A 19,830-nucleotide genomic window follows, 5' to 3' on the forward strand; every position below is an offset into this window, starting at 1 on the left:
GCCCTGTAATAGTTAGGAAGGTTTCCCAACACTCTTGACGGCGGCTGGAAACGACCCTAGCTTTCACGTCCATGAAGCAGATTCCACGGACTGGACTGTCATGTCCCTGATGTATCTGCCACTGAACTTCCCGACCGGAATCCCCCAGCCCAAGGGAGCGTCACCATGCACCGACGTACGATGCGGCAGCGCAAAGCACTGCTCGTCGCCTCAGCTCTCGGGGTCGTGATCGCGCTGCAGACGCCCGCCGGCGCCAAGCCCCTCGCGACACCCGTCTCCGAGAACGGCCAGCTGAAGGTCTGCGGCAAGCAGCTGTGCAACCAGCAGGGACAAGCCATCCAGCTGCGCGGCATGAGCACACACGGCACTCAGTGGTACGCGAAGTGCGTCACGGACGGGTCGCTGGACGCGCTCGCCGGCGACTGGCGCGCCGACGTCCTGCGCGTCTCGACGTACGTCCAGGAGGACGGCTACGAGACCGACCCGCAGCGCTTCACCGCCCTCGCCCAGAAGTTCGTGGACGGGGCCCACAAGCGCGGTATGTATGCCGTGATCGACTGGCACATGCTCGACCCGGGCGACCCCAACTTCAACTTCGAGCGGGCCAAGACCTTCTTCACCGCGATGGCGAAGAAGTACAAGGACAACCCCGGCGTGCTCTACGAGATCGCCAACGAGCCGTCCGCGACGAGCTGGTCCAGGATCAAGTCGTACGCGGAGAAGATCATCCCGATCATCAGGGCCCAGGACCCCGACGCGGTGGTCCTGGTCGGCACGCGCGCGTGGTCCTCGTTCGGCGTCTCGGAGGGCGCCGACGAGAAGGAAGTGGTGAACAACCCGGTCAACGCCTCCAACATCATGTACACGTTCCACTTCTACGCCGCCTCGCACAAGACGGAGTACCTGGCCGCGCTCAACCGGGCCTCCGACAAGCTGCCCATCTTCGTCACCGAGTTCGGCACGCAGGACTACGCGGGCGAGGGTGCCAACGACTTCGCGCAGACCCAGCGCTACATCGACCTGATGAAGAGCAAGAAGATCTCCTGGACCAACTGGAACTACTCCGACGACAACCGTTCGGGCGCGGTCTTCAAGACCGGTACCTGTAATGGGACCAACTGGACAGGGACCGGTGTGCTCAAGGAAGCGGGCGTCTGGATACGGGAGCGGGTCCGCAGCGACAGCTGATCCGCAGCCGATTGGCCCTGAGCCCTCGCCGCGCACGGCGAGGGCTCAGGGCTGTCCGGCCCGTGCGGCGCGGGGCCACTACTCCGTCAAAGAGGGAGAGCGTGGCAGTCTGGAGGTCTTGATCGTCCAGGTTTCGTACCGCCGGAGGGCGCACCGTGGATCAATTGGCCCTGCTGTTCGTGTTGTTGCTCGGGGCTGTGATCACGGTGCCGCTGGGCGAGCGGATCGGGTTGCCGGCGCCGATCCTGATGACGCTCGTCGGGATCGTACTGGCGCTGCTGCCGTTCGTGCCGAACATCGAGGTCCCGCCCGAGTACATCCTGCCGCTGGTGCTGCCACCGCTGCTGTACGCCTCCGTGCAGCGCACCTCCTGGCGGCAGTTCACGGCGAACCTGCGGCCCATCCTGCTGCTCGCGGTGGCGCTGGTCTTCGTCACCACGGCCGCCGTCGCCGCCGTGGCCAACTCCATCCTCCCCGGGCTGCCGATCGCCGCGGCCATCGCGCTCGGCGCCCTGGTGGCCCCGCCCGACCCGGTCGCCGCGACCGCCGTCGCCGGATCGCTCGGGCTGCCGCGCCGACTGGTGTCGATCCTGGAGGGCGAGGGCCTGTTCAACGATGTGACCGCCATCGTGCTTTACCACGTGGCCATCGCCGCGGCGGTCAGCGGCACCTTCTCCTGGCCCGCCGCCGTCGGGGAGCTCGTCCTGTCCGCCGTGGTCGCCGTGGCGGTGGGTATTGGGCTCGGCTGGCTCACCGTCAAGCTGATGGGCCTCCTGGGTGACGCGACCCTGCAGATCGGCCTGACGCTGCTCGCGCCCTTCGTCAGCTATGTGCTGGCCGAGGAGTTCATGGGGTCCGGTGTGCTCGCCGTCCTGGTGATCGCGCTCTTCCTCGCCGAGCACGCCACCGACGCCGACGATGTGCTCGGCCGGCTCGCCGGGCAGACCTTCTGGCAGATCGTCGACACCCTCGTCACCGGTGTCGCCTTCGGCCTGATCGGTCTGGAGCTGCATGTCGTCTTCGGGACGGCCGACGGGCGCCTGTCCGAGATGCTCGGCTGGGGCGCGGCCATCGTCGGGGTCGTCGTCGGCGTACGGCTGCTGTGGCTGCTGCCGGCGACCTGGCTCGCCAAGCGGCTGCACAAGCTGCGCGACTACGACGAGGAGATCCCCGTCAGCTGGCGCGAGACCGTCATCATGTGGTGGTCGGGCATGCGGGGCGTGGCCTCCGTCGCGCTGGCGCTGGCGATCCCGCTCAAGACGGACGACGGCTCGCCGTTCCCGGCCCGGGACGAGATCATCTTCGTCGCATTCGCCGTCATCATGACGACGCTCGTCTTCCAGGGGCTGACGCTGCCCTGGCTGGTCAGGAAGCTGGGCGTGCGCGCCGACACGGACCTGGAGCGACTGGTCGAGCACAAACTCGCGGTGCGGGCGGCGAAGGCCGCCAAGCGCAGGCTCAAGGAGATCGAAGAGGTCGAGGACCTGCCGGAGGAAGTCGTCGACCGGCTGCACCGGGGGGCGTACGACATCGGCGCCAGGATCAGCCCCGAGATCATCGACGAGGAACGCCGGGAGGCGTTCGCGCAGCGGGCCGAGCGGGTGAAGTCGGTGCAGCGGATCCAGCGGGAGATGCTGTCGGCCGCCCGCCACGAGGTCCTCTCGGCGCGCAGCGAACCGGGCGCCAACCCCGAGATTGTCGACAAGGTCCTGCACCAGCTGGACATGCGCAGCCTGCGCTGAGCGGGTCGGACGGGTGCCGGGATTCGGCGCGCGCCTCTCGGTCGCTTGTCGCCGTCAGCCCCGGCCGGTACCTACCCGGGTGGCACCGACCCCGGGTGGCGTCGCCGTCGCCGTCAGCCCCGGCCGGTCTCGTCGGCGCGCGGCGGGAGGCCGTCGGCCTTGCCCAGCTCCGGCCACTGGTCGTCCGGCGGCAGCGCGGCGGCGGTGGTGGTGGTGATCCGCGGCAGCGCGTACGGATGCTTCTCGCACAGCCAGGCGATCAGCTGCTCTCGCACCGCGCACCGGGCCGTCCAGATGTCGTCCGCGTCCTTCGCGGTGACCACGGCACGCACTTCCATGGTGCTCGGCGTGGTGTCGGTGACCGCCAGGCTCCAGTCGCGGCCGTCCCAGGCCGCGCAGGTGCCGAGGATCTCCTGGAGCTTCTCGCGCATCAGGCTGACCGGGGCGGTGTGGTCCAGCTGGAAGAAGACCGTGCCGGTCATCTGGGCCCCGCCGCGCGACCAGTTCTCGAACGGCTTGCTTGTGAAGTACGACACCGGCATGGTGATCCGGCGTTCGTCCCAGGTCCGTACGGCCAGGAAGGTGAGTGTGACCTCTTCGACGACACCCCACTCGCCGTCCACGACCACCGTGTCGCCCAGCCGCACCATGTCGCCGAAGGCGATCTGGAAGCCCGCGAAGAGGTTGCCGAGGGTGGACTGGGCGGCGACACCGGCGACGATGCCGATGATTCCGGCGGAGGCCAGCATCGACGTACCGATCGCGCGCATGTTGGGGAAGGTCAGCAGGATCGCGGCGACCGCCACCACCACGACGACGGCCGTCACGATCCGCATGATCAGCGTCACCTGGGTGCGGACGCGCCGTACCCGGGCGGGGTCGCGCGTCGAGGACGCGTAGCGGGCGTACGTCGTCTCCACGACGGCCGAGACGATCCGGATGACCAGCCAGGCGCTGGCGGCGATCAGGACCAGGGACAGGGCCCGGCCGATGCCGGCCTCGTGGTCCTGGATGAGCTTGACCTTCGTCTGGCCGTAGGCCCCTCTCAGCAGGGCGGTCAGCAGGACGACCTGGAGCGGCAGCCGGCAGCGGCGCAGCAGGCCCCAGAGCGGGGTCTCGTGGTGGCGGGCATCGGTTCGACGCAGCGCGACGTCGGCGGCCCAGCCGACGAGCAGCGTGAGCACGACCGAGCCGCCGATGACGATCAACGGGCGCAGTACGTTCTCCATGGCTTGAAACTAGCTCCGAATCGAAATGGGAGGATAGCGGGATGGACATCATTCTCTTCCACTCCGTCTACGGCCTGCGTCCGGCGGTGCACGCCGCCGCCGAGCGGCTGCGTGCCGCCGGGCACCAGGTGCACGTGCCCGACCTTTTCGACGGGCAAACTGCCGGGACCACTGAGGAAGGAATGGCGCTCAAGGACAGTTTCGGCCGTGACGAGCTGCTCAAGCGGGCGGTGCTGGCCGCCGCGCCGCACTCCGAGAGCGGGCTGGTGTACGCCGGATTCTCCTTCGGCGGGTCCGTCGCGCAGACGCTGGCACTGGGTGACGAGAAGGCGCGTGGTCTGCTGCTTCTGCACGGGACCTCGGACATCGCGGAGGACGCCTCGGCGCCCGACCTGCCGGTGCAGCTGCACGTCGCGGACCCGGATCCGTTCGAGCCGGACGACTGGCTGAACGCGTGGTACTTGCAGATGCGGCGGATCGGTACGGATGTGGAGGTCTATCGGTATCCCGGGGCCGGGCACCTCTTCACGGACTCGGACCTTCCGGACTTCGACGCGGAGGCGGCCGGCCTGACGTGGAAGGTGGCGCTGGGGTTCCTGGCGACGCTGTAGGGCGGGTGCGCGCGGGTGGGGGGGCGTGGCGGGGGCAGCCCCCGGACCCCCGGGACGCCCTTCGGGCGTGTCCTCAATCGCCGGACGGGCTGAAAGGTGCGGCGCCGCTACGGGCGCGTGCAGCGGCCCGTCGGGTTTGTCGCCGGGGGGCGGCACTGGAACACCTGGTCCACAGGGGCGTCGCTGAGCCAGCGGCCGATGCAGTCATTGGCCGACGTACGGTCGTGCGCCGCGCAGAACGACAGCGCGTCGCGGCCGTCGGCGAACGGTCCAGGGGCGTAGATCACCCAGTAGCCGGGGCTGAGGGACCGGTAGTCGTCGCTGGTCAGCACTTGGGCGCCGGGCACCTGTGCTCGAACCGCCGTGCGCCGCTCCTCCAATTCGGACCGGCCCGCGGACAGCGGTACGGAGGCCAGCTGAGCGATCCAACCGTCCGTGGGCGGAGGCGGGGTGGCCCGGGTCGAGGCGGCCGTCGGTGTCGGCGCGGCAGATGTCGGCGTCGGTGTCGGCGTCGGTGGTGGCTTCGGATCCGCCGTCGCGGTGACCGTCGCCGTCGAGCGGGTCCCGCCCCCGGTCCCGGCGACATCCGTTCCGTCGCCCGGCCTCGTCAGCGCGTACACGCCGAGGCCCCCCAGGCCCAGCGCCACGACCGCAGCCACGCCGATCAGTGGCACCCGGATCCCGGGCCCGCCGGGCCGGGCGGGCGGTGGGGCCTGTGAGGAGACGGTCGGCAGATGGTGCGGCGGGGTGTCGGTCCGGGTCGGCGAGGGCGGCACGGGCAGCGGCGGCGGAGCGGGCAGCCGCCCCGAGGCCGCATCGGCCAGCAGTGCGTCGAGCCGCTCCGCGGAGGGCCGGGCAGCGGTGTCCCGTACCAGCAACTCGGCCAGTACGGGACCGAGCGGGCCCGCCTGCCTGGGTGGCGGAACCGGGTCGTCCAGTACCGCGGCCAGTGTCGCCAGGGTGGTGCCCCGGCGCATCGGGCTGACGCCCTCCACGCACACGTAGAGCGTCATACCGAGCGACCAGAAGTCGGACGCGGCGATGTCCTCGGCGCCCCGGACGCGCTCGGGCGCCATGTACTCGGGAGAGCCGATCACATCGCCGGTGGAGGTCAGGGCGGTCGAGCCGGCCAGCGCCGCGATCCCGAAGTCCGTGAGGACAGCGCTGCCGTCCGCGCGCAGCAGGACGTTCGCGGGCTTCACGTCCCGGTGGTGGATCCCCGCGGCGTGCGCGGCGCGCAGGGCCGAGAGGATCTCCCTGCCCATGCGCGCCGCTTCCTGCGGCGCCAACGGGCCCTGCTCCAGGCGGTCCTGGAGCGTGCGGCCGGGCAGCAGCTCCATCACCAGCCACGGATGCGGCCCGTCCGCCCCCGCGTCCACGATGTGATGGATCGTCACCACGTGCGGGTGATTGAGCCTGGCCAGCGCCCGAGCCTCGCGCATCACACGCTCGCGCAGGACACGCGAGGCTGCCGGGTCACCGGCGAGCAACGCGGGGTCGGGGGGCCTTACTTCCTTCAGGGCCACCTCGCGGTGCAGGGCGAGGTCGCGGGCGCGCCACACCGTGCCCATGCCGCCGCTGCCGAGCTGCTCAAGCAGCTCGAAGCGACCGTCGACGACTCTGTGAACCTGGTGTTCCCCGCCCCCGTTCATGCCCGTCAGAGTACGGGCTGGTACACCCGCTCGACCCGCTGAGTGCCCGAAAGAGTGCGGTACGAGCGGGCCCAGCGCGAGGTCGCGTCCTGCTTGGTCTTGTCGGAGAGGACGAAGTAGTCCATCTGTGAGCGCTCGCCGGTGACATCGAGGACGCCATAGCCGTGCGAGTCCATGTCGAGCCACTTCACATGCCGATTGGCCGTCTTGATCGCCGCGGCGGCGACCAGGGAGACGGTCTGCGGCGCGACATGCAGGATGTCGTCGAGGTTGTCCGAGGTCACCGACGTCACCACGAACTCGGTCGCGGCGGACTGCGACAGCGGATACGTCGCCGCCTTGACCGGTACGTCGTTGGCCCATGCCATGTGGATGTCGCCGGTGAGGAAGACGGTGTTCCTGATCGCCCGGTCCTTGAGGTGGCCGATCAGCTCCTTGCGGTCGTCGGTGTAGCCGTCCCACTGATCGGTGTTGACGGCGAGGCCCCCCTTGGGCAGCCCGAGCAACTCGGCCAGTGGCGCCAGGAGATGGGCCGGTACGGAGCCGAAGGCCACCGGCGAGATCATCACCGACGTACCGACCAGCTTCCAGGTGGCGTCGGACGAGGCGAGTCCCGACTTGAGCCAGTCCAGCTGCGCGCGGCCCGTGATCGTACGCTCCGGGTCGTCCACCGAGCCGCTGCCGACCTTCGCCTGCTCGGAACGGAAGGAGCGCAGGTCCAGGAGGTGCAGATCGGCGAGTTTGCCGAAGCGCAGCCGGCGGTAGACGGTGCCCTCTGTGGAGGCGCGGACCGGCATCCACTCGAAGTACGCCTGCTTGGCGGCGGCCACCCGCGCGGCCCAGTCGCCCTCGGCGCCCGGCGTGTGGTTCTCCGCGCCGCCCGGCCAGGCGTCGTTGGCGAACTCGTGGTCGTCCCAGATCGCGATGACGGGGTGCGCGGCGTGCAGGGCCCGCAGATCGGGGTCGGTCCTGTACTTGCCGTGCCGGGTGCGGTAGTCGGCGAGGGTGACGATCTCGTGCTTCGGCTCGTGCTCCCGTACGACGTACTCGGGCGCCGGGTAGCCGCCGCTCGCGTACTCGTAGAGGTAGTCGCCGAGATGGAGGACCGCGTCGAGGTCGGCGCGGGCGGCGAGGTGCCGGTACGCGGAGAAGTGGCCCGACTCCCAGTTGGCGCAGGAGACGACTCCGAAGCGCACCCCGGGTGTGGCGGCATCGGCTGCCGGAGCGGTACGGGTGCGGGCGGCGGGGGATCTGACGCCGCCGGCCGAGAAGCGGAAGTAGTGGGCGGTGGCCGGGCGCAGGCCTCGTACGTCCACCTTGACGGTGTGGTCGGTGGCGGCACTCGCTTTCGTAGTGCCGCTGTTGACGACCTGGGAGAAGTCCTTGTCCAGCGCGATCTCCCAACTCACCGCCACATCCGGCCCCTTGCCGGAGCCGGGAACGGCGTCGGGGGTGGGGGTGACCCGGGTCCACAGCAGTACGCCGTCGGGCAGCGGGTCACCGGAGGCGACCCCATGGAGGAACGCGGAGGCCCGCGTCCCGGCGGCGGCACTCGGGCCGGCCAGGGCGGGTATGGCGAGCGTGGGCACGGCAACAGCGGTGGCGGCAGCGGCTTTGACGACCGTGCGGCGGCTGGGGGCAGAGAAGAGTCGACTGGTCACGGACGATCACATTACTGATCGGTAGGCCCGAAGGGCAGGCGAATCGCTTGAACGTTCGCCTGCCCTTTCGTGAAATGTTCCGTGCGACTCCGCGTGGGACCTCCGTGAAGTGCCGCCCCGCCGAGGCCCCTTGTTACCCCTTGATGGCCTTGTCGACCGCGGCGGTGAACGCTTCAGGCGCCATGGGGGCGTTGTCGCTGCCCTCGGCGGTGAGCTTCTTGCCGTCCATCTTGAGCGTCGGAGTGCCCTCCACGCCGCTGTTGCTGAAGGCGGCCGACATCTTCATCGCCCAGGCGTCGAAGGTGCCGTCCTGCACGTTCTTCTGGAACTTCGTGTTGTTCTTGAGGGCGCCCACACTCTCGGCGATCTTGAGCAGGTTGTCGTCCTTGGCGAACTTGTCGTCCTGCTCGGCGGGGTGGTTGTCCTTGGAGTAGAGAGCCGCCTTGTATTCCAGGAAGGCCTCGGGGCTGACATCGAGTGCCGCGCCCAGCGCGCTCAGCGCGTTCTTCGAGCCCTCGCCGCTGTCGCTGTTGTCGATGAACGTGGCACCGACGTAACGGATCTTGTACTTGCCGGCCGCGACGTCCTTCTCGATCGTCTTGCCGACGGACTGCTCGAAGGTCGCGCAGATCGGGCAGCGCGCGTCCTCGTACACCTCCAGCGTCTTCTTGGCGTCCTTCTTGCCGATGACGACGCTCGTGCCGTTCGTGCCCGTGGTGTTGGCGGGCTGGGTGACCTGCTTCTTGTCCTTGGCGGCTTCCCAGACGCCGGGCTTGTTCGCCTGCATGATGCCGAAGCCGACGCCGCCGGCGATCGCCAGGACGGCGACGATGGTGCCCGCGACCACCAACTGCCTGCGGGTCTTGTCCTTCTTGGCCTGGCGCTCGCGCTCGATGCGCAGCCGGTCGCGGGCCGCTGCCTTGTTGGAATGGCTGTTGCGTGCACTCATGACGGTCTCCGTGGGGTATGACAGATCTGAGGTGTGACAGATCTGGGGACTGCGGGTTCAGGCGAGGGTGAAGGCCGAGCGCGGCGGTCCCCTGCGTCCGACCCAGTGCACGAACAGCCGGTCGCGCGCGGAACGCCGTGCGCGGCGCGCGGGGCGTGCCGGGCGCCGCACGGTCCGGTGGACCGAGCCCGTCATGGCCACCGCGATCAACAGCGGCCGGAAGGCGAAGCCGGCCGCCGCGCGCAGCAGCCCGGCCAGTGCGGCCTCGCCGCGCCGCAGCCAGAGCGCGGCGAAAAGGCCGACCGTCACATGCGCGGCGAGCAGCAGCCAGGGCAGCGCGGGATCGGGGGAGCTGAGCAGCGCCGCCACGCCCGCCTGGGAGCCGGCGACCCGCACCAGGGGCGCCCCGACTCCGCTGCCGCCGCACAGCACGTCGACGCCGAAGGCGCGCAGCGGGCCCGCCACGGGGCCGCCGGCCGGGCCGTAACAGACATGCTGCCCAGTGGTGAAGACGGTGTCTGCGGCCAGCTCCAGCGGGACGAGCAGGGCGGCGATCCGTCCGAAGCCGCGCTCGCGGCCCGCCAGCGCGTACGCCACGGCGAACACTCCGGCGCCGACCAGGGCAACCGTGGTCACCGGCAGTCGGACCCCGGAAAGGAGCACGTGGGACCCCGCGGACAGCGTCACGACAACCGCCGTGAATAGCGCTGCGCGCAGTGTCCTCAGCCGGGCCCCGGATATGTCCATCGGGCCTCAGTTTGCCACGGGTGCGGGTAAGCCCCTCCTAAAGGTCCTGCAGACCCGGGATGCGTCCGTTGCGGAAGAGGTCGACGAAGGTCTGGTGGTCCGCGCGGGCCCGCGCGCCGTAGGAGTGCGCGAAGTCCACCAGCTGGTCCCCGAAGTGCTCCTCGTCGCCGGCGATGGCCGCGTCGATCGCCCGCTCCGTGGAGAACGGCACCAGCGAGTGGCCGCTCTCGTCGTCCGCCGCCGCGTGCATCGTCGCGGTGGCCCGGCCGAGGTCGGCGACGACGGCCGTGATCTCGTCCAGGTCGTCGATGTCCGACCAGTTCAGGTCGACGGCGTACGGCGAGACCTCCGCGACCAGCTGCCCGGCCCCGTCCAGCTCGGTCCAGCCCAGCCACGGGTCGGCGTGCGCCTGGAGCGCGCGCTGCGAGATCACCGTGCGGTGGCCCTCGTGCTGGAAGTACCCGCGGACGGCGGGGTCGGTGATGTGCCGGGAGACCGCCGGGGTCTGCGCCTGCTTCATGTAGATCACCACGTCGTTCTCCAGGGCGTCACTGTTGCCCTCAAGAAGGATGTTGTACGAGGGCAGGCCGGCCGAGCCGATGCCGATGCCGCGCCGCCCGACGACGTCCTTCACCCGGTACGAGTCGGGCCGGGTCAGGCTGGACTCGGGCAGCGTCTCCAGGTAGCCGTCGAAGGCGGCCAGGACCTTGTAACGGGTGGCGGCGTCGAGGTCGATGGAGCTGCCGTCCGGCGCGAAGCGCCGCTCGAAGTCGCGGATCTCGGTCATCGAGTCGAGCAGCCCGAAGCGGGTCAGCGAGCGCGCCGAGCGCAGCGCGGCCAGCAGCGGCCCGTCGGCCGTGTCCAGGGTGAAGGGCGGCACCGCGTCGTTCTTGGCGCCGGTGGCCTGGGCGTGGATGCGCTCGCGGTAGGCGGCGGCGTACGTCCGCACCAGATCGGTGATCTGCCCGTCGCTGAGCGCCTTGGTGTAGCCGATGAGCGCGATGGAGGCGGCGAAGCGCTTGAGGTCCCAGGTGAAGGGGCCGACGTACGCCTCGTCGAAGTCGTTGACGTTGAAGATCAGGCGGCCCTGGGCGTCCATGTACGTGCCGAAGTTCTCCGCGTGCAGGTCACCGTGGATCCACACCCGGCCGGTGCGCTCGTCCAGGTACGGGCCGCCGTGCTGCTCGCGCTCCAGGTCGTTGTAGAACAGGCAGGCCGTGCCGCGGTAGAAGGCGAAGGCGGAGGCGGCCATCTTGCGGAACTTGACCCGGAACGCGGCCGGGTCGGCGGCGAGGAGCCGGCCGAACGCGGTGTCGAAAACGGCGAGGATCTCTTCGCCGCGCTGAGCAGCGTCTGTCTGCTTGACCGACATCGCCGGGTGCCTCCTGGTGCATGACGTACATGGCAAGTGGGACTGGTGTTTCGCTTCGTCCAACGCTCGACCGTACTCGTGAGTGCCCGGCTGATTGCCTCTGGGTTGTCAGTCGGCCGACGTAGACTTCGTCGCTGTCGCCCCAACCTGTCATCGACCGTTTCGCCGGAGGCCTTCGCCGTGACCAAGCCGCCTTTTACGCACCTTCACGTCCACACCCAGTACTCGCTGCTGGACGGTGCCGCGCGGCTCAAGGACATGTTCGACGCCTGCAACGAGATGGGCATGTCGCACATCGCGATGACCGACCACGGCAATCTGCACGGGGCGTACGACTTCTTCCATCAGGCCAAGAAGGCCAATGTGACGCCGATCATCGGCATCGAGGCGTATGTGGCGCCCGAGTCGCGGCGCAACAAGCGCAAGATCCAGTGGGGCCAGCCGCACCAGAAGCGCGACGACGTGTCGGGTTCGGGCGGCTATACGCACAAGACGATCTGGGCGTCGAACCGCACCGGCCTGCACAACCTCTTCCGGCTGTCGTCGGACGCCTACGCCGAGGGCTGGCTGACGAAGTGGCCCCGGATGGACAAGGAGACGATCGTCAAGTGGTCGGAGGGTCTGATCGCTTCGACGGGCTGTCCGTCGGGTGAGGTGCAGACCCGGCTGCGGCTCGGGCAGTTCGACGAGGCGGTGCAGGCGGCCTCGGACTACAAGGACATCTTCGGCGAGGGCAAGTACTTCCTGGAGCTGATGGACCACGGCATTGAGATCGAGCGCCGCGTCCGCGATGGGCTTCTCGCAGTCGGCAAGAAGCTGAACATCCCGCCGCTGGTCACCAACGACTCGCATTACACCTATGCGAAGGAGGCGACCGCGCACGATGCACTGCTCTGTATCCAGACCGGCAAGAACCTCTCCGACCCGGATCGCTTCCGCTTCGACGGCACCGGCTACTACCTGAAGTCCACCGACGAGATGTACGCCGTGGACTCCTCCGACGCCTGGCAGCAGGGCTGCGCCAACACGCTGCTCGTCGCGGAGCAGATCGACACCGACGGCTGGTTCCAGGAGCGGAACCTGATGCCGAAGTTCGACATCCCCGACGGGTACACCGAGGTCAGCTGGTTCCGCGAGGAAACCATGCGCGGCATGGCCAGGCGCTTCCCCGGCACCATCCCGGACGACCGGCTCAAGCAGGTCGAGTACGAGATGGGCATCATCATCGACATGGGCTTCCCCGGGTACTTCCTGGTGGTCGCCGACTTCATCATGTGGGCGAAGAAGAACGGCATCGCGGTGGGCCCCGGGCGCGGCTCGGCGGCCGGTTCGATCGTTTCGTACGCGATGGGCATCACCGACCTCGACCCGATCGAGCACGGTCTGATCTTCGAGCGGTTCCTCAACCCCGAGCGCGTCTCCATGCCCGATGTCGACATCGACTTCGACGAGCGCAGGCGCGGCGAGGTGATCAGGTACGTCACCGAGAAGTACGGGGCCGACAAGGTCGCCATGATCGGCACGTACGGCAAGATCAAGGCGAAGAACGCGATCAAGGACTCCGCCCGCGTCCTCGGCTACCCGTACGCGATGGGCGACCGGCTCACCAAGGCGATGCCCGCCGATGTGCTGGGCAAGGGCATCGACCTCAACGGCATCACCGACCCGAAGCACCCGCGCTACAGCGAGGCGGGCGAGATCCGGGCGATGTACGAGAACGAGCCGGACGTACGGAAGGTCATCGACACCGCGAAGGGTGTGGAGGGCCTGGTCCGGCAGATGGGTGTGCACGCGGCCGGCGTGATCATGTCCAGCGAGACGATCACCGACCACGTCCCGGTGTGGGTGCGGCACTCCGACGGCGTCACCATCACGCAGTGGGACTACCCGCAGTGCGAGTCGCTCGGCCTGCTGAAGATGGACTTCCTCGGCCTGCGCAACCTCACGATCATGGACGACGCCGTCAAGATGGTGAAGGCCAACAAGGACATCGACCTGGAGATGCTCAGCCTGGCGCTGGACGACCCCAAGACGTACGAGCTGCTCTGCCGCGGTGACACGCTCGGCGTCTTCCAGTTCGACGGCGGGCCGATGCGGTCGCTGCTGCGGCTGATGAAGCCCGACCACTTCGAGGACATCTCCGCCGTCGGCGCCCTGTACCGGCCGGGCCCGATGGGCATGAACTCGCACACGAACTACGCCCTGCGCAAGAACAAGCAGCAGGAGATCACGCCGATCCACCCCGAGCTTGAGGAGCCGCTCAGCGAGGTCCTCGGCATGACGTACGGCCTGATTGTGTATCAGGAGCAGGTGCAGAAGGCCGCCCAGATCGTCGCCGGGTACTCGCTGGGCGAGGCCGACATCCTGCGCCGCGTGATGGGCAAGAAGAAGCCCGACGAGCTCGCCAAGAACTTCGTGCTCTTCCAGGCGGGCGCCAAGAACAACAACTACTCGGACTCGGCGATCCAGGCCCTGTGGGACGTGCTGGTCCCGTTCGCCGGATACGCGTTCAACAAGGCGCACTCCTCGGCGTACGGACTGGTCACCTACTGGACGGCGTACCTCAAGGCGAACTACCCCGCCGAGTACATGGCGGCGCTGCTCACCTCGGTCAAGGACGACAAGGACAAGTCGGCGGTCTATCTCAATGAGTGCCGCCGCATGGGCATCAAGGTGCTGCCGCCCAATGTGAACGAGTCCCAGTCGAACTTCGCCGCCCAGGGCGACGACGTGATCCTCTTCGGCCTGACCGCCATCCGCAACGTCGGACAGAACGTGGTGGACTCGATCATCCGCTGCCGCAAGGCGAAGGGTAAGTACGCCTCCTTCCCGGACTTCCTCGACAAGGTCGAGGCGGTCGTGTGCAACAAGCGGACCGTGGAATCCCTCATCAAGGCCGGTGCCTTCGACGAGATGGGCCACACCCGCAAGGGTCTGGTCGCACACCACGAGCCGATGATCGACAACGTGGTGCAGGTCAAGCGCAAGGAGGCCGAGGGGCAGTTCGACCTGTTCGGCGGGGGCGACGAGGACGGTGACGCGCCCGGCTTCGGGCTCGACATCGAGTTCTCCGACATCGAGTGGGACAAGTCCTACCTGCTGGCGCAGGAGCGGGAAATGCTCGGTCTGTACGTCTCCGACCACCCGCTCTTCGGTATCGAGCACGTCCTGTCCGACAAGGCCGACGCGGCGATCTCGCAGCTCACCGGCGGTGAGCACTCCGACGGCGCGATCGTGACCATCGGCGGCATCATCTCCGGCCTTCAGCGCAAGATGACCAAGCAGGGCAATGCCTGGGCGATCGCCACGGTCGAGGACCTGGCCGGCTCCATCGAGTGCATGTTCTTCCCCGCGACGTACCAGCTGGTCTCGACCCAGCTCGTCGAGGACACCGTCGTATTCGTCAAGGGACGCCTCGACAAGCGCGAGGACATCCCGCGGCTCGTCGCGATGGAGCTGATGGTCCCCGACGTGTCGTCGGCGGGGACGAACGCGCCGGTGGTCCTCACCATCCCGACGGTGAAGGTCACGCCGCCGATGATCACCAAGCTCGACGAGATCCTCAAGCACCACCGGGGCAACACCGAGGTCCGGATCAAGCTCCAGGGGGCACGCAAGACGACGGTGCTGCGGCTCGACCGGCACCGCGTGCAGCCGGACCCCGCGCTCTTCGGCGATCTGAAGGTGCTGCTCGGCCCGTCCTGCCTGGCCGGCTAGGCAGTGTCTGATGGCTCTTTGATGAGGTCGCGGAGCCAGATGACGATGGCTGCGGTGGCCAGGGTGCCGTTGAAGATGTAGTCGCGTTTGTCGTACCGAGTGGCGACGGCCCGGTGTTGTTTCAGTTTGCCGATGGTGCGTTCGACGGTGTTGCGTCGGCGGTACTGGTCGCGGTCGAAGGCTGGTGGACGTCCGCCGGCCCGGCCGCGTCGGTGGCGGTTCGCGCGCTGGTCGTCGGGCTGCGAGATCGTTGCTTTGATCCCGCGTCTGCGCAGGTAGACGCGGTTGGCGCGGCTGGAGTACGCCTTGTCGCCGCGGGCCCGGTCCGGTCGGGTGCGGGGACGCCCGGTCCCGGTGCGGGGCACGTTCAGGGCGTGCATGAGCGGGATGAACATCGGGCTGTCCCCGCGCTGACCGGGCGAGGTCAGCCAGACCAGAGGCCGGCAGCGGTCGTCGGCCAGCAGGTGGATCTTGCTGGTCAGTCCGCCCCGGGAGCGTCCCAGGGCCTCACGCCCATCTTCGTCCACACGAATGCCGCCCCTTTTTCAGGATGGTCGGTCGGAGGAGTATGCCGGGCTCCAGCCGCGTGCTGGTGGGCCCGGCATGTCGTTGAGTCGACGTTCACCGCCCACTCGCCGTCTGTATCCAAAGCGGTGGCATCCGCGCCGGCCTGTAAGGCACGCAGGATCTTTGACCAGGTGCCGTCGGCCGACCAACGGCGGTGTCGCTCGTAGGCGGTCTGCCAGGTTCCGTAGCGTTCAGGCAGGTCACGCCAGGGAATCCCGGTCCGTGTCCGGTAGAACACACCGTTGACCACGGTGCGGTGATCGGCCCACCGTCCACCCGGCCCGCCGATTTCCGGCAGCAGCGGAGCTATCCGCTCCCACTGAGCATTTGTCAGTTCATGCCGACGCACCATGACCGACTCCTGCCCTGAACAGCGATAGATCCACCGCCCGGACAAGAGCCATCAGACACTGCCTAGCCGCAGCCGCCGTACGCGCGCCGAAGGGGCGCACCCGTCGTCACGGGTGCGCCCCTTCGGCATGCGCGGTCGCCGTGGGGCGTCATGACGCTCCACGGCGCGCTGTCACGCTCGGTCAGTTGTGGCCGAAGCGCTTCTGGTGCTTACGGGCAACATCGGCGGGGCTGCCCTGTGCCATCGTCTGCGGCTTGGCCTGGGACTCGAAGGCACTGTCCTTTGCCTGCTCGGATCCACGCTCCGCTGCGGACGCCCGGTCCTGCTGGGCGCCCTGCTTGCGATTCTTGTTGTGCTTGGCCATGGTGCTGCCTCCTGCGGGGGGTCTAGGGGCCAGGGCCGGAACCAGATTCACACATACCGACAAAGCGCGCATTTTGGATCATTACCGTGCGTAATTTGTGGTGGCGCAGTGCAACTTACGGATACGCCACGCCGATGATCGAGTTCCGGCCGTTAACCCCCACGTAGTCGGGCAGACTCGAAGGAAGCCTGAAGCACTTCCGATCCCGAGGTTCCCGAAAGAGGGTGGAACGCGTGGACCGCTGCGTCGTCCTGGTGGACGCCGGCTATCTGCTGGGCGCCGCCGCGAGCCTGCTCGCCGGAGAACCGACCCGTTCCCGCATCACCGTCGATCACGCCGCCCTGATCCAAGGGCTCCGAGAACGGGCGGAGGCCGATACGGAAAAGCCGCTGCTGCGCATCTACTGGTTCGACGGGGCCCCCGACCGGGTGCCGCAGCCCGAGCACCGGCGACTGCGGGTCATGCCGCGCGTGACGGTCAGGCTCGGTGCGCTGACCCGCAGTGACGGGCGCTGGGCGCAGAAGGGCGTCGACGCGGCGATGCACGCGGAGCTGACCGAACTGGCCAGAAATCGCGCCTGCTCCGACATCGTGCTGGTGACTGGGGACGGTGATCTGCTGCCGGGCCTGATGTCAGCCAAGGAGCACGGCGTCGCGATGCACCTGTGGGCGGTGCAGGCCGCGGACGGCGACTACAACCAGTCCGAGGACCTGGTCGCCGAGGCCGACGAGCGGCGGGTCCTGGACCGGGCGTGGATCACCAAGGCGGTACGGGCGAAGGAGCTCGGCGGGGTCTGCTCGCCGCCGCCCGCTCCGCGGCCTGAAATCGCCGCCATCCTGTCGGCCCCGCTGCCGGAGTCGGCGCTCGCCGCTTCGGCGGAGCGGGCGGCGCAGGCGCAGGCCGATGCGCGGGCCCAGGCCCAGGCACAGGCCGTGCGGAACGGATCGGTCGCCGCGCCGGACGCCGAGGGCGCGGGTGCGTCGGCGCCCGGAGCGCCGACGGACGCGGCCGGGCAGCCGCATGAGGCGCACGGTGCGAGGGGTGTGCCCACGCCGAAGGACCTCGCGAGCCTGCGCGGTCCCGGGACGCAGGCGGCGCAGCATCCGACACCGCCGGGCACGAGTCCCGCCGGGGCGACGCTGCGGTGGTCGTCCGACAAGGGCTGGGTCGAGCGGCCCGGCGGCGGCAGCGCGCTCGGCGAGCCGCCCGAGACGGCCTCACTGCCGACGCTGGCTCAGCTGACGAGCGCGGAGCAGCGCTGGGCGGACCGTGAGGAGGACATCACCACGGTCGGCGGTGACCCCTTCGAGGTCGGACAGGTCTTCGCCCGCCGCTGGATGGAGCGGCTGCCGGAGCCGGGACACACCCAGAAGCTCTCGACGATGTATCCGCGGATCCCGCACCGCATCGACGGTGAACTGCTGCGGTACGCGGCGCGGTTCGGGCTGCTGGCACACAAAGACGACCAGATCGACGAGCACGACCGGTACGCGATCAGGGCGGGGTTCTGGCGCGAGATCGATGTGCGGGCGGCGGCGGAACAGCACGCGACGGCGGGGGAGTAGCGCGGGGGGTGGGGCCCGGGCTCGAGTCCCTGCGGGGCTGTTCCCCTACCCGCCCCTTCCCGAACCGGGGCCGGGCCCCGGACCCCTGGTGTGGTGCCGGGCGGGGCGTGGGGTGCGACGCACCCCACGCCCCGCCCGGGCTGCTTCGCGCCGTGTGGCCTGTTGTTTCCGGGCTCGGCCGAGGGGGTGGGGTCGTGCCGTGGGCGTGGGGAGGTGGACCCGCGGGCCGTGCGGGGGCCGGAACCCCGTAGGCTCGTCCCTCGTGAGTACGGGCGCAGCGCAGGCAGGACGCGACACGGGAGTCGTGTGTGCCGTGCGAGAGCTGGTCAAGACCTATCCCGCCGCCCGGGGCCGACGCGGGACACCCGCGACGCCCAAGGTGCGGGCCACCGACGGGATCTCGCTCGATGTGCGGCGCGGTGAGATCTTCGGGCTGCTCGGGCCCAACGGCGCCGGGAAATCGACGCTCGTGCGCCAGCTCACCGGGCTGATGCGGCCCGACGCCGGCAGCGTGGAGCTGCTCGGGCACGACCTCGTGCGGTCTCCGGAGCGGGCCGCGCGGCTCGTCGGGTATCTCGGGCAGGAGTCGACCGCGCTCGACGAGCTGACCGTCTCGCTCGCCGCCGAGACCACCGGACGCCTGCGCGGGCTCACCGCGAAAGCCGCGCGGGCCGAGCGGGACGACGTAATCGAAGAGCTTGGACTGACCGAGATCGCCGGGCGTGCGTTGAAGAAGCTGTCCGGTGGGCAGCGGCGGCTCGCGTGCTTCGCCGCTGTGCTGGTGGGTGAGCGGCCGGTACTCGTACTGGACGAACCCACCACCGGCATGGACCCCGTCGCGCGGCGCGCGGTGTGGGCCGCCGTCGACCGGCGGCGGGCCGAGAACGGCGCGACCGTGCTGCTCGTCACGCACAACGTCATCGAGGCCGAGACAGTCCTCGACCGGGTCGCGGTGCTCGAACGCGGCAAGGTCATCGCGTGCGACACCCCCGCCGGGCTCAAGGCGCACGTCGCCGGGGAAGTACGGCTCGACCTCGTATGGCGGGAGCGGGCGCCGCTGGAGGTGCCCGAGGTCGCGGCGCTGCGGGAATCCGCGCAGGAGTCCGGCCGCCGTTGGGTGCTGCGCCTCGCGCCCGACGAGGCGCGGGCGGCAGTCGCCGCGGTGACCGGGGGCGCCGCTTTCGCGGCGCTCGACGACTTCACGTTGGCCACGCCGAGCCTGGAGGACGTCTATCTCGCACTCGGTGGGAGCACGAAGGGGCTGGTCAAGGGGTGAGTGTCGTTCCTGCTGAGGCGGTCGTCGGGTCCTGGACCCGAGCGGAGGCCACGGCCACCGAGGAGTGGCCCGCGCCGCTGGCGCCGCGGGCGCGGCTGCTGCCGTCGCTCGCCGCCGTCTACCGGGCGCAGCTGTCCCGGGCCCGGGTGGCGCGCATCCCGCTGCTCTTCGTGGCGACCTTCCAGTCTGTCGGGATCATGGTCCTGATGCGCGGGGTCGTCGACGGCGGGGGCGAGGCGCGGGCCGTCGTCGCGGGGTCGAGTGTGCTGGTCGTCGCGTTCGTCGCGCTCAACCTGCTCGCTCAGTACTTCGGGCAGCTGCGGGCGAGCGGCGGGCTCGACCACTACGCCACCCTGCCCGTGCCGCCCGCCGCGGTGGTGCTGGGCGCGGCCGGCGCGTACGCCTCGTTCACCGTTCCCGGCACATTCGTCACAGCCGTCGTCGGCTGTGTGCTCTTCCAGCTGCCGCTCACGAACCTGTGGATCCTGCTGGCGGTGGTCCCGCTCGCCGGCGCGGCCCTCGCCGGGCTCGGTGCGGCGCTCGGGCTGCTCGCGCCCCGGCAGGAACTCGCCACACTCCTCGGCCAGCTGGGCATGTCCGCGGCGCTGCTGCTCGGCGTACTGCCCGCGGACCGGCTGCCAGGACCCATCTCGTACGCCCGCGATCTCCTGCCGTCGACGTATGGCGTGGAGGCTTTCGCGCGGACCTTCGACGCGCATCCGGACTGGTCCGCCGTCGCGCTCAACCTCGCCGTCTGCGCGGCGGTCGGTGTCGCGTCGCTCGCGCTCGCCACGTGGGCGTACCGGCGGGCAGCGGTCCGGTGAGGCACACGCCCGTG

At 69.5% G+C, this 19,830-nt stretch carries 15 protein-coding genes; 7 read left to right on the plus strand and 8 right to left on the minus strand.

The window, feature by feature from the left end; genetic code table 11:
* The first annotated feature begins 165 nt into the window (after positions 1 to 165).
* On the plus strand, positions 166 to 1,188 hold the full coding sequence (locus tag ABCR94_RS22485) for a glycoside hydrolase family 5 protein (protein WP_521977547.1): 1,023 nt from the start codon (positions 166 to 168) through the stop codon (positions 1,186 to 1,188).
* Positions 1,189 to 1,343: 155 nt separating this feature from the next.
* The gene (locus tag ABCR94_RS22490; protein WP_347121593.1) at positions 1,344 to 2,930 is read left to right on the plus strand and encodes a Na+/H+ antiporter; all 1,587 of its coding nucleotides are present in this window, start codon (positions 1,344 to 1,346) and stop codon (positions 2,928 to 2,930) included.
* A 113-nt stretch (positions 2,931 to 3,043) separates the two neighbouring features.
* Here the strand turns inward: ABCR94_RS22490 and ABCR94_RS22495 are convergent, their stop codons facing one another.
* On the minus strand, positions 3,044 to 4,159 hold the full coding sequence (locus ABCR94_RS22495; protein WP_347121595.1) for a mechanosensitive ion channel family protein: 1,116 nt from the start codon (positions 4,157 to 4,159) through the stop codon (positions 3,044 to 3,046).
* Positions 4,160 to 4,200: 41 nt separating this feature from the next.
* Here ABCR94_RS22495 and ABCR94_RS22500 point away from each other — a divergent pair, with 41 nt between their 5' ends.
* Complete coding sequence (locus ABCR94_RS22500) at positions 4,201 to 4,770, plus strand: dienelactone hydrolase family protein (protein WP_347121596.1); 570 nt, start codon at positions 4,201 to 4,203, stop codon at positions 4,768 to 4,770.
* A gap of 107 nt (positions 4,771 to 4,877) precedes the next feature.
* Here ABCR94_RS22500 and ABCR94_RS22505 read toward each other — a convergent pair whose 3' ends face one another.
* The 5 genes from ABCR94_RS22505 to ABCR94_RS22525 all read right to left on the minus strand — a co-directional run bounded on the left by ABCR94_RS22505 (position 4,878) and on the right by ABCR94_RS22525 (position 11,151).
* A complete protein-coding gene (locus ABCR94_RS22505; RefSeq protein ID WP_347121597.1) occupies positions 4,878 to 6,422 on the minus strand; it encodes a serine/threonine-protein kinase in 1,545 nt (514 codons plus the stop codon).
* A 5-nt stretch (positions 6,423 to 6,427) separates the two neighbouring features.
* Positions 6,428 to 8,083, minus strand: coding sequence for an alkaline phosphatase D family protein (locus tag ABCR94_RS22510; RefSeq protein WP_347121599.1), 1,656 nt, complete (start codon positions 8,081 to 8,083; stop codon positions 6,428 to 6,430).
* A gap of 133 nt (positions 8,084 to 8,216) precedes the next feature.
* On the minus strand, positions 8,217 to 9,032 hold the full coding sequence (locus ABCR94_RS22515; RefSeq protein ID WP_347121600.1) for a DsbA family protein: 816 nt from the start codon (positions 9,030 to 9,032) through the stop codon (positions 8,217 to 8,219).
* 57 nt (positions 9,033 to 9,089) lie between these two features.
* On the minus strand, positions 9,090 to 9,779 hold the full coding sequence (locus ABCR94_RS22520; protein WP_347121602.1) for a hypothetical protein: 690 nt from the start codon (positions 9,777 to 9,779) through the stop codon (positions 9,090 to 9,092).
* Positions 9,780 to 9,816: 37 nt separating this feature from the next.
* Complete coding sequence (locus tag ABCR94_RS22525; RefSeq protein ID WP_347121604.1) at positions 9,817 to 11,151, minus strand: DUF2252 domain-containing protein; 1,335 nt, start codon at positions 11,149 to 11,151, stop codon at positions 9,817 to 9,819.
* A gap of 180 nt (positions 11,152 to 11,331) precedes the next feature.
* Here ABCR94_RS22525 and dnaE point away from each other — a divergent pair, with 180 nt between their 5' ends.
* Positions 11,332 to 14,868 (plus strand): DNA polymerase III subunit alpha, encoded by a 3,537-nt coding sequence (gene dnaE, locus ABCR94_RS22530; RefSeq protein WP_347121605.1) that lies wholly within the window; start codon positions 11,332 to 11,334, stop codon positions 14,866 to 14,868.
* Here the strand turns inward: dnaE and ABCR94_RS22535 are convergent.
* Both ABCR94_RS22535 and ABCR94_RS22540 read right to left on the minus strand, forming a co-directional pair.
* Positions 14,865 to 15,787 (minus strand): IS5 family transposase gene (locus tag ABCR94_RS22535; RefSeq protein ID WP_521976869.1). Its coding sequence is split into 2 segments (ribosomal slippage): positions 14,865 to 15,398 and positions 15,401 to 15,787, totalling 921 coding nucleotides; the frame shifts between segments, so codons are not numbered across the junction. The genes dnaE and ABCR94_RS22535 overlap by 4 nt on opposite strands.
* Positions 15,788 to 15,968: 181 nt before the next feature.
* A complete protein-coding gene (locus ABCR94_RS22540; RefSeq protein ID WP_347121607.1) occupies positions 15,969 to 16,151 on the minus strand; it encodes a hypothetical protein in 183 nt (60 codons plus the stop codon).
* Between the two features lie 224 nt (positions 16,152 to 16,375).
* Here ABCR94_RS22540 and ABCR94_RS22545 point away from each other — a divergent pair, with 224 nt between their 5' ends.
* The 3 genes from ABCR94_RS22545 (at position 16,376) to ABCR94_RS22555 (ending at position 19,816) form a co-directional block, all read left to right on the plus strand.
* Positions 16,376 to 17,716, plus strand: a complete 1,341-nt coding sequence (locus ABCR94_RS22545) for an NYN domain-containing protein (protein ID WP_347121609.1) — start codon at positions 16,376 to 16,378, stop codon at positions 17,714 to 17,716.
* Positions 17,717 to 18,020: 304 nt separating this feature from the next.
* The gene (locus tag ABCR94_RS22550) at positions 18,021 to 18,992 is read left to right on the plus strand and encodes an ABC transporter ATP-binding protein (RefSeq protein ID WP_347122014.1); all 972 of its coding nucleotides are present in this window, start codon (positions 18,021 to 18,023) and stop codon (positions 18,990 to 18,992) included.
* A complete protein-coding gene (locus ABCR94_RS22555) occupies positions 18,989 to 19,816 on the plus strand; it encodes an ABC transporter permease (RefSeq protein ID WP_521977553.1) in 828 nt (275 codons plus the stop codon). The genes ABCR94_RS22550 and ABCR94_RS22555 overlap by 4 nt, the downstream gene beginning before the upstream one ends.
* Positions 19,817 to 19,830: the final 14 nt, after the last annotated feature.

It is taken from the genome of Streptomyces changchenzhani (genome assembly GCF_039766235.1).
Lineage (GTDB): Bacteria > Actinomycetota > Actinomycetes > Streptomycetales > Streptomycetaceae > Streptomyces.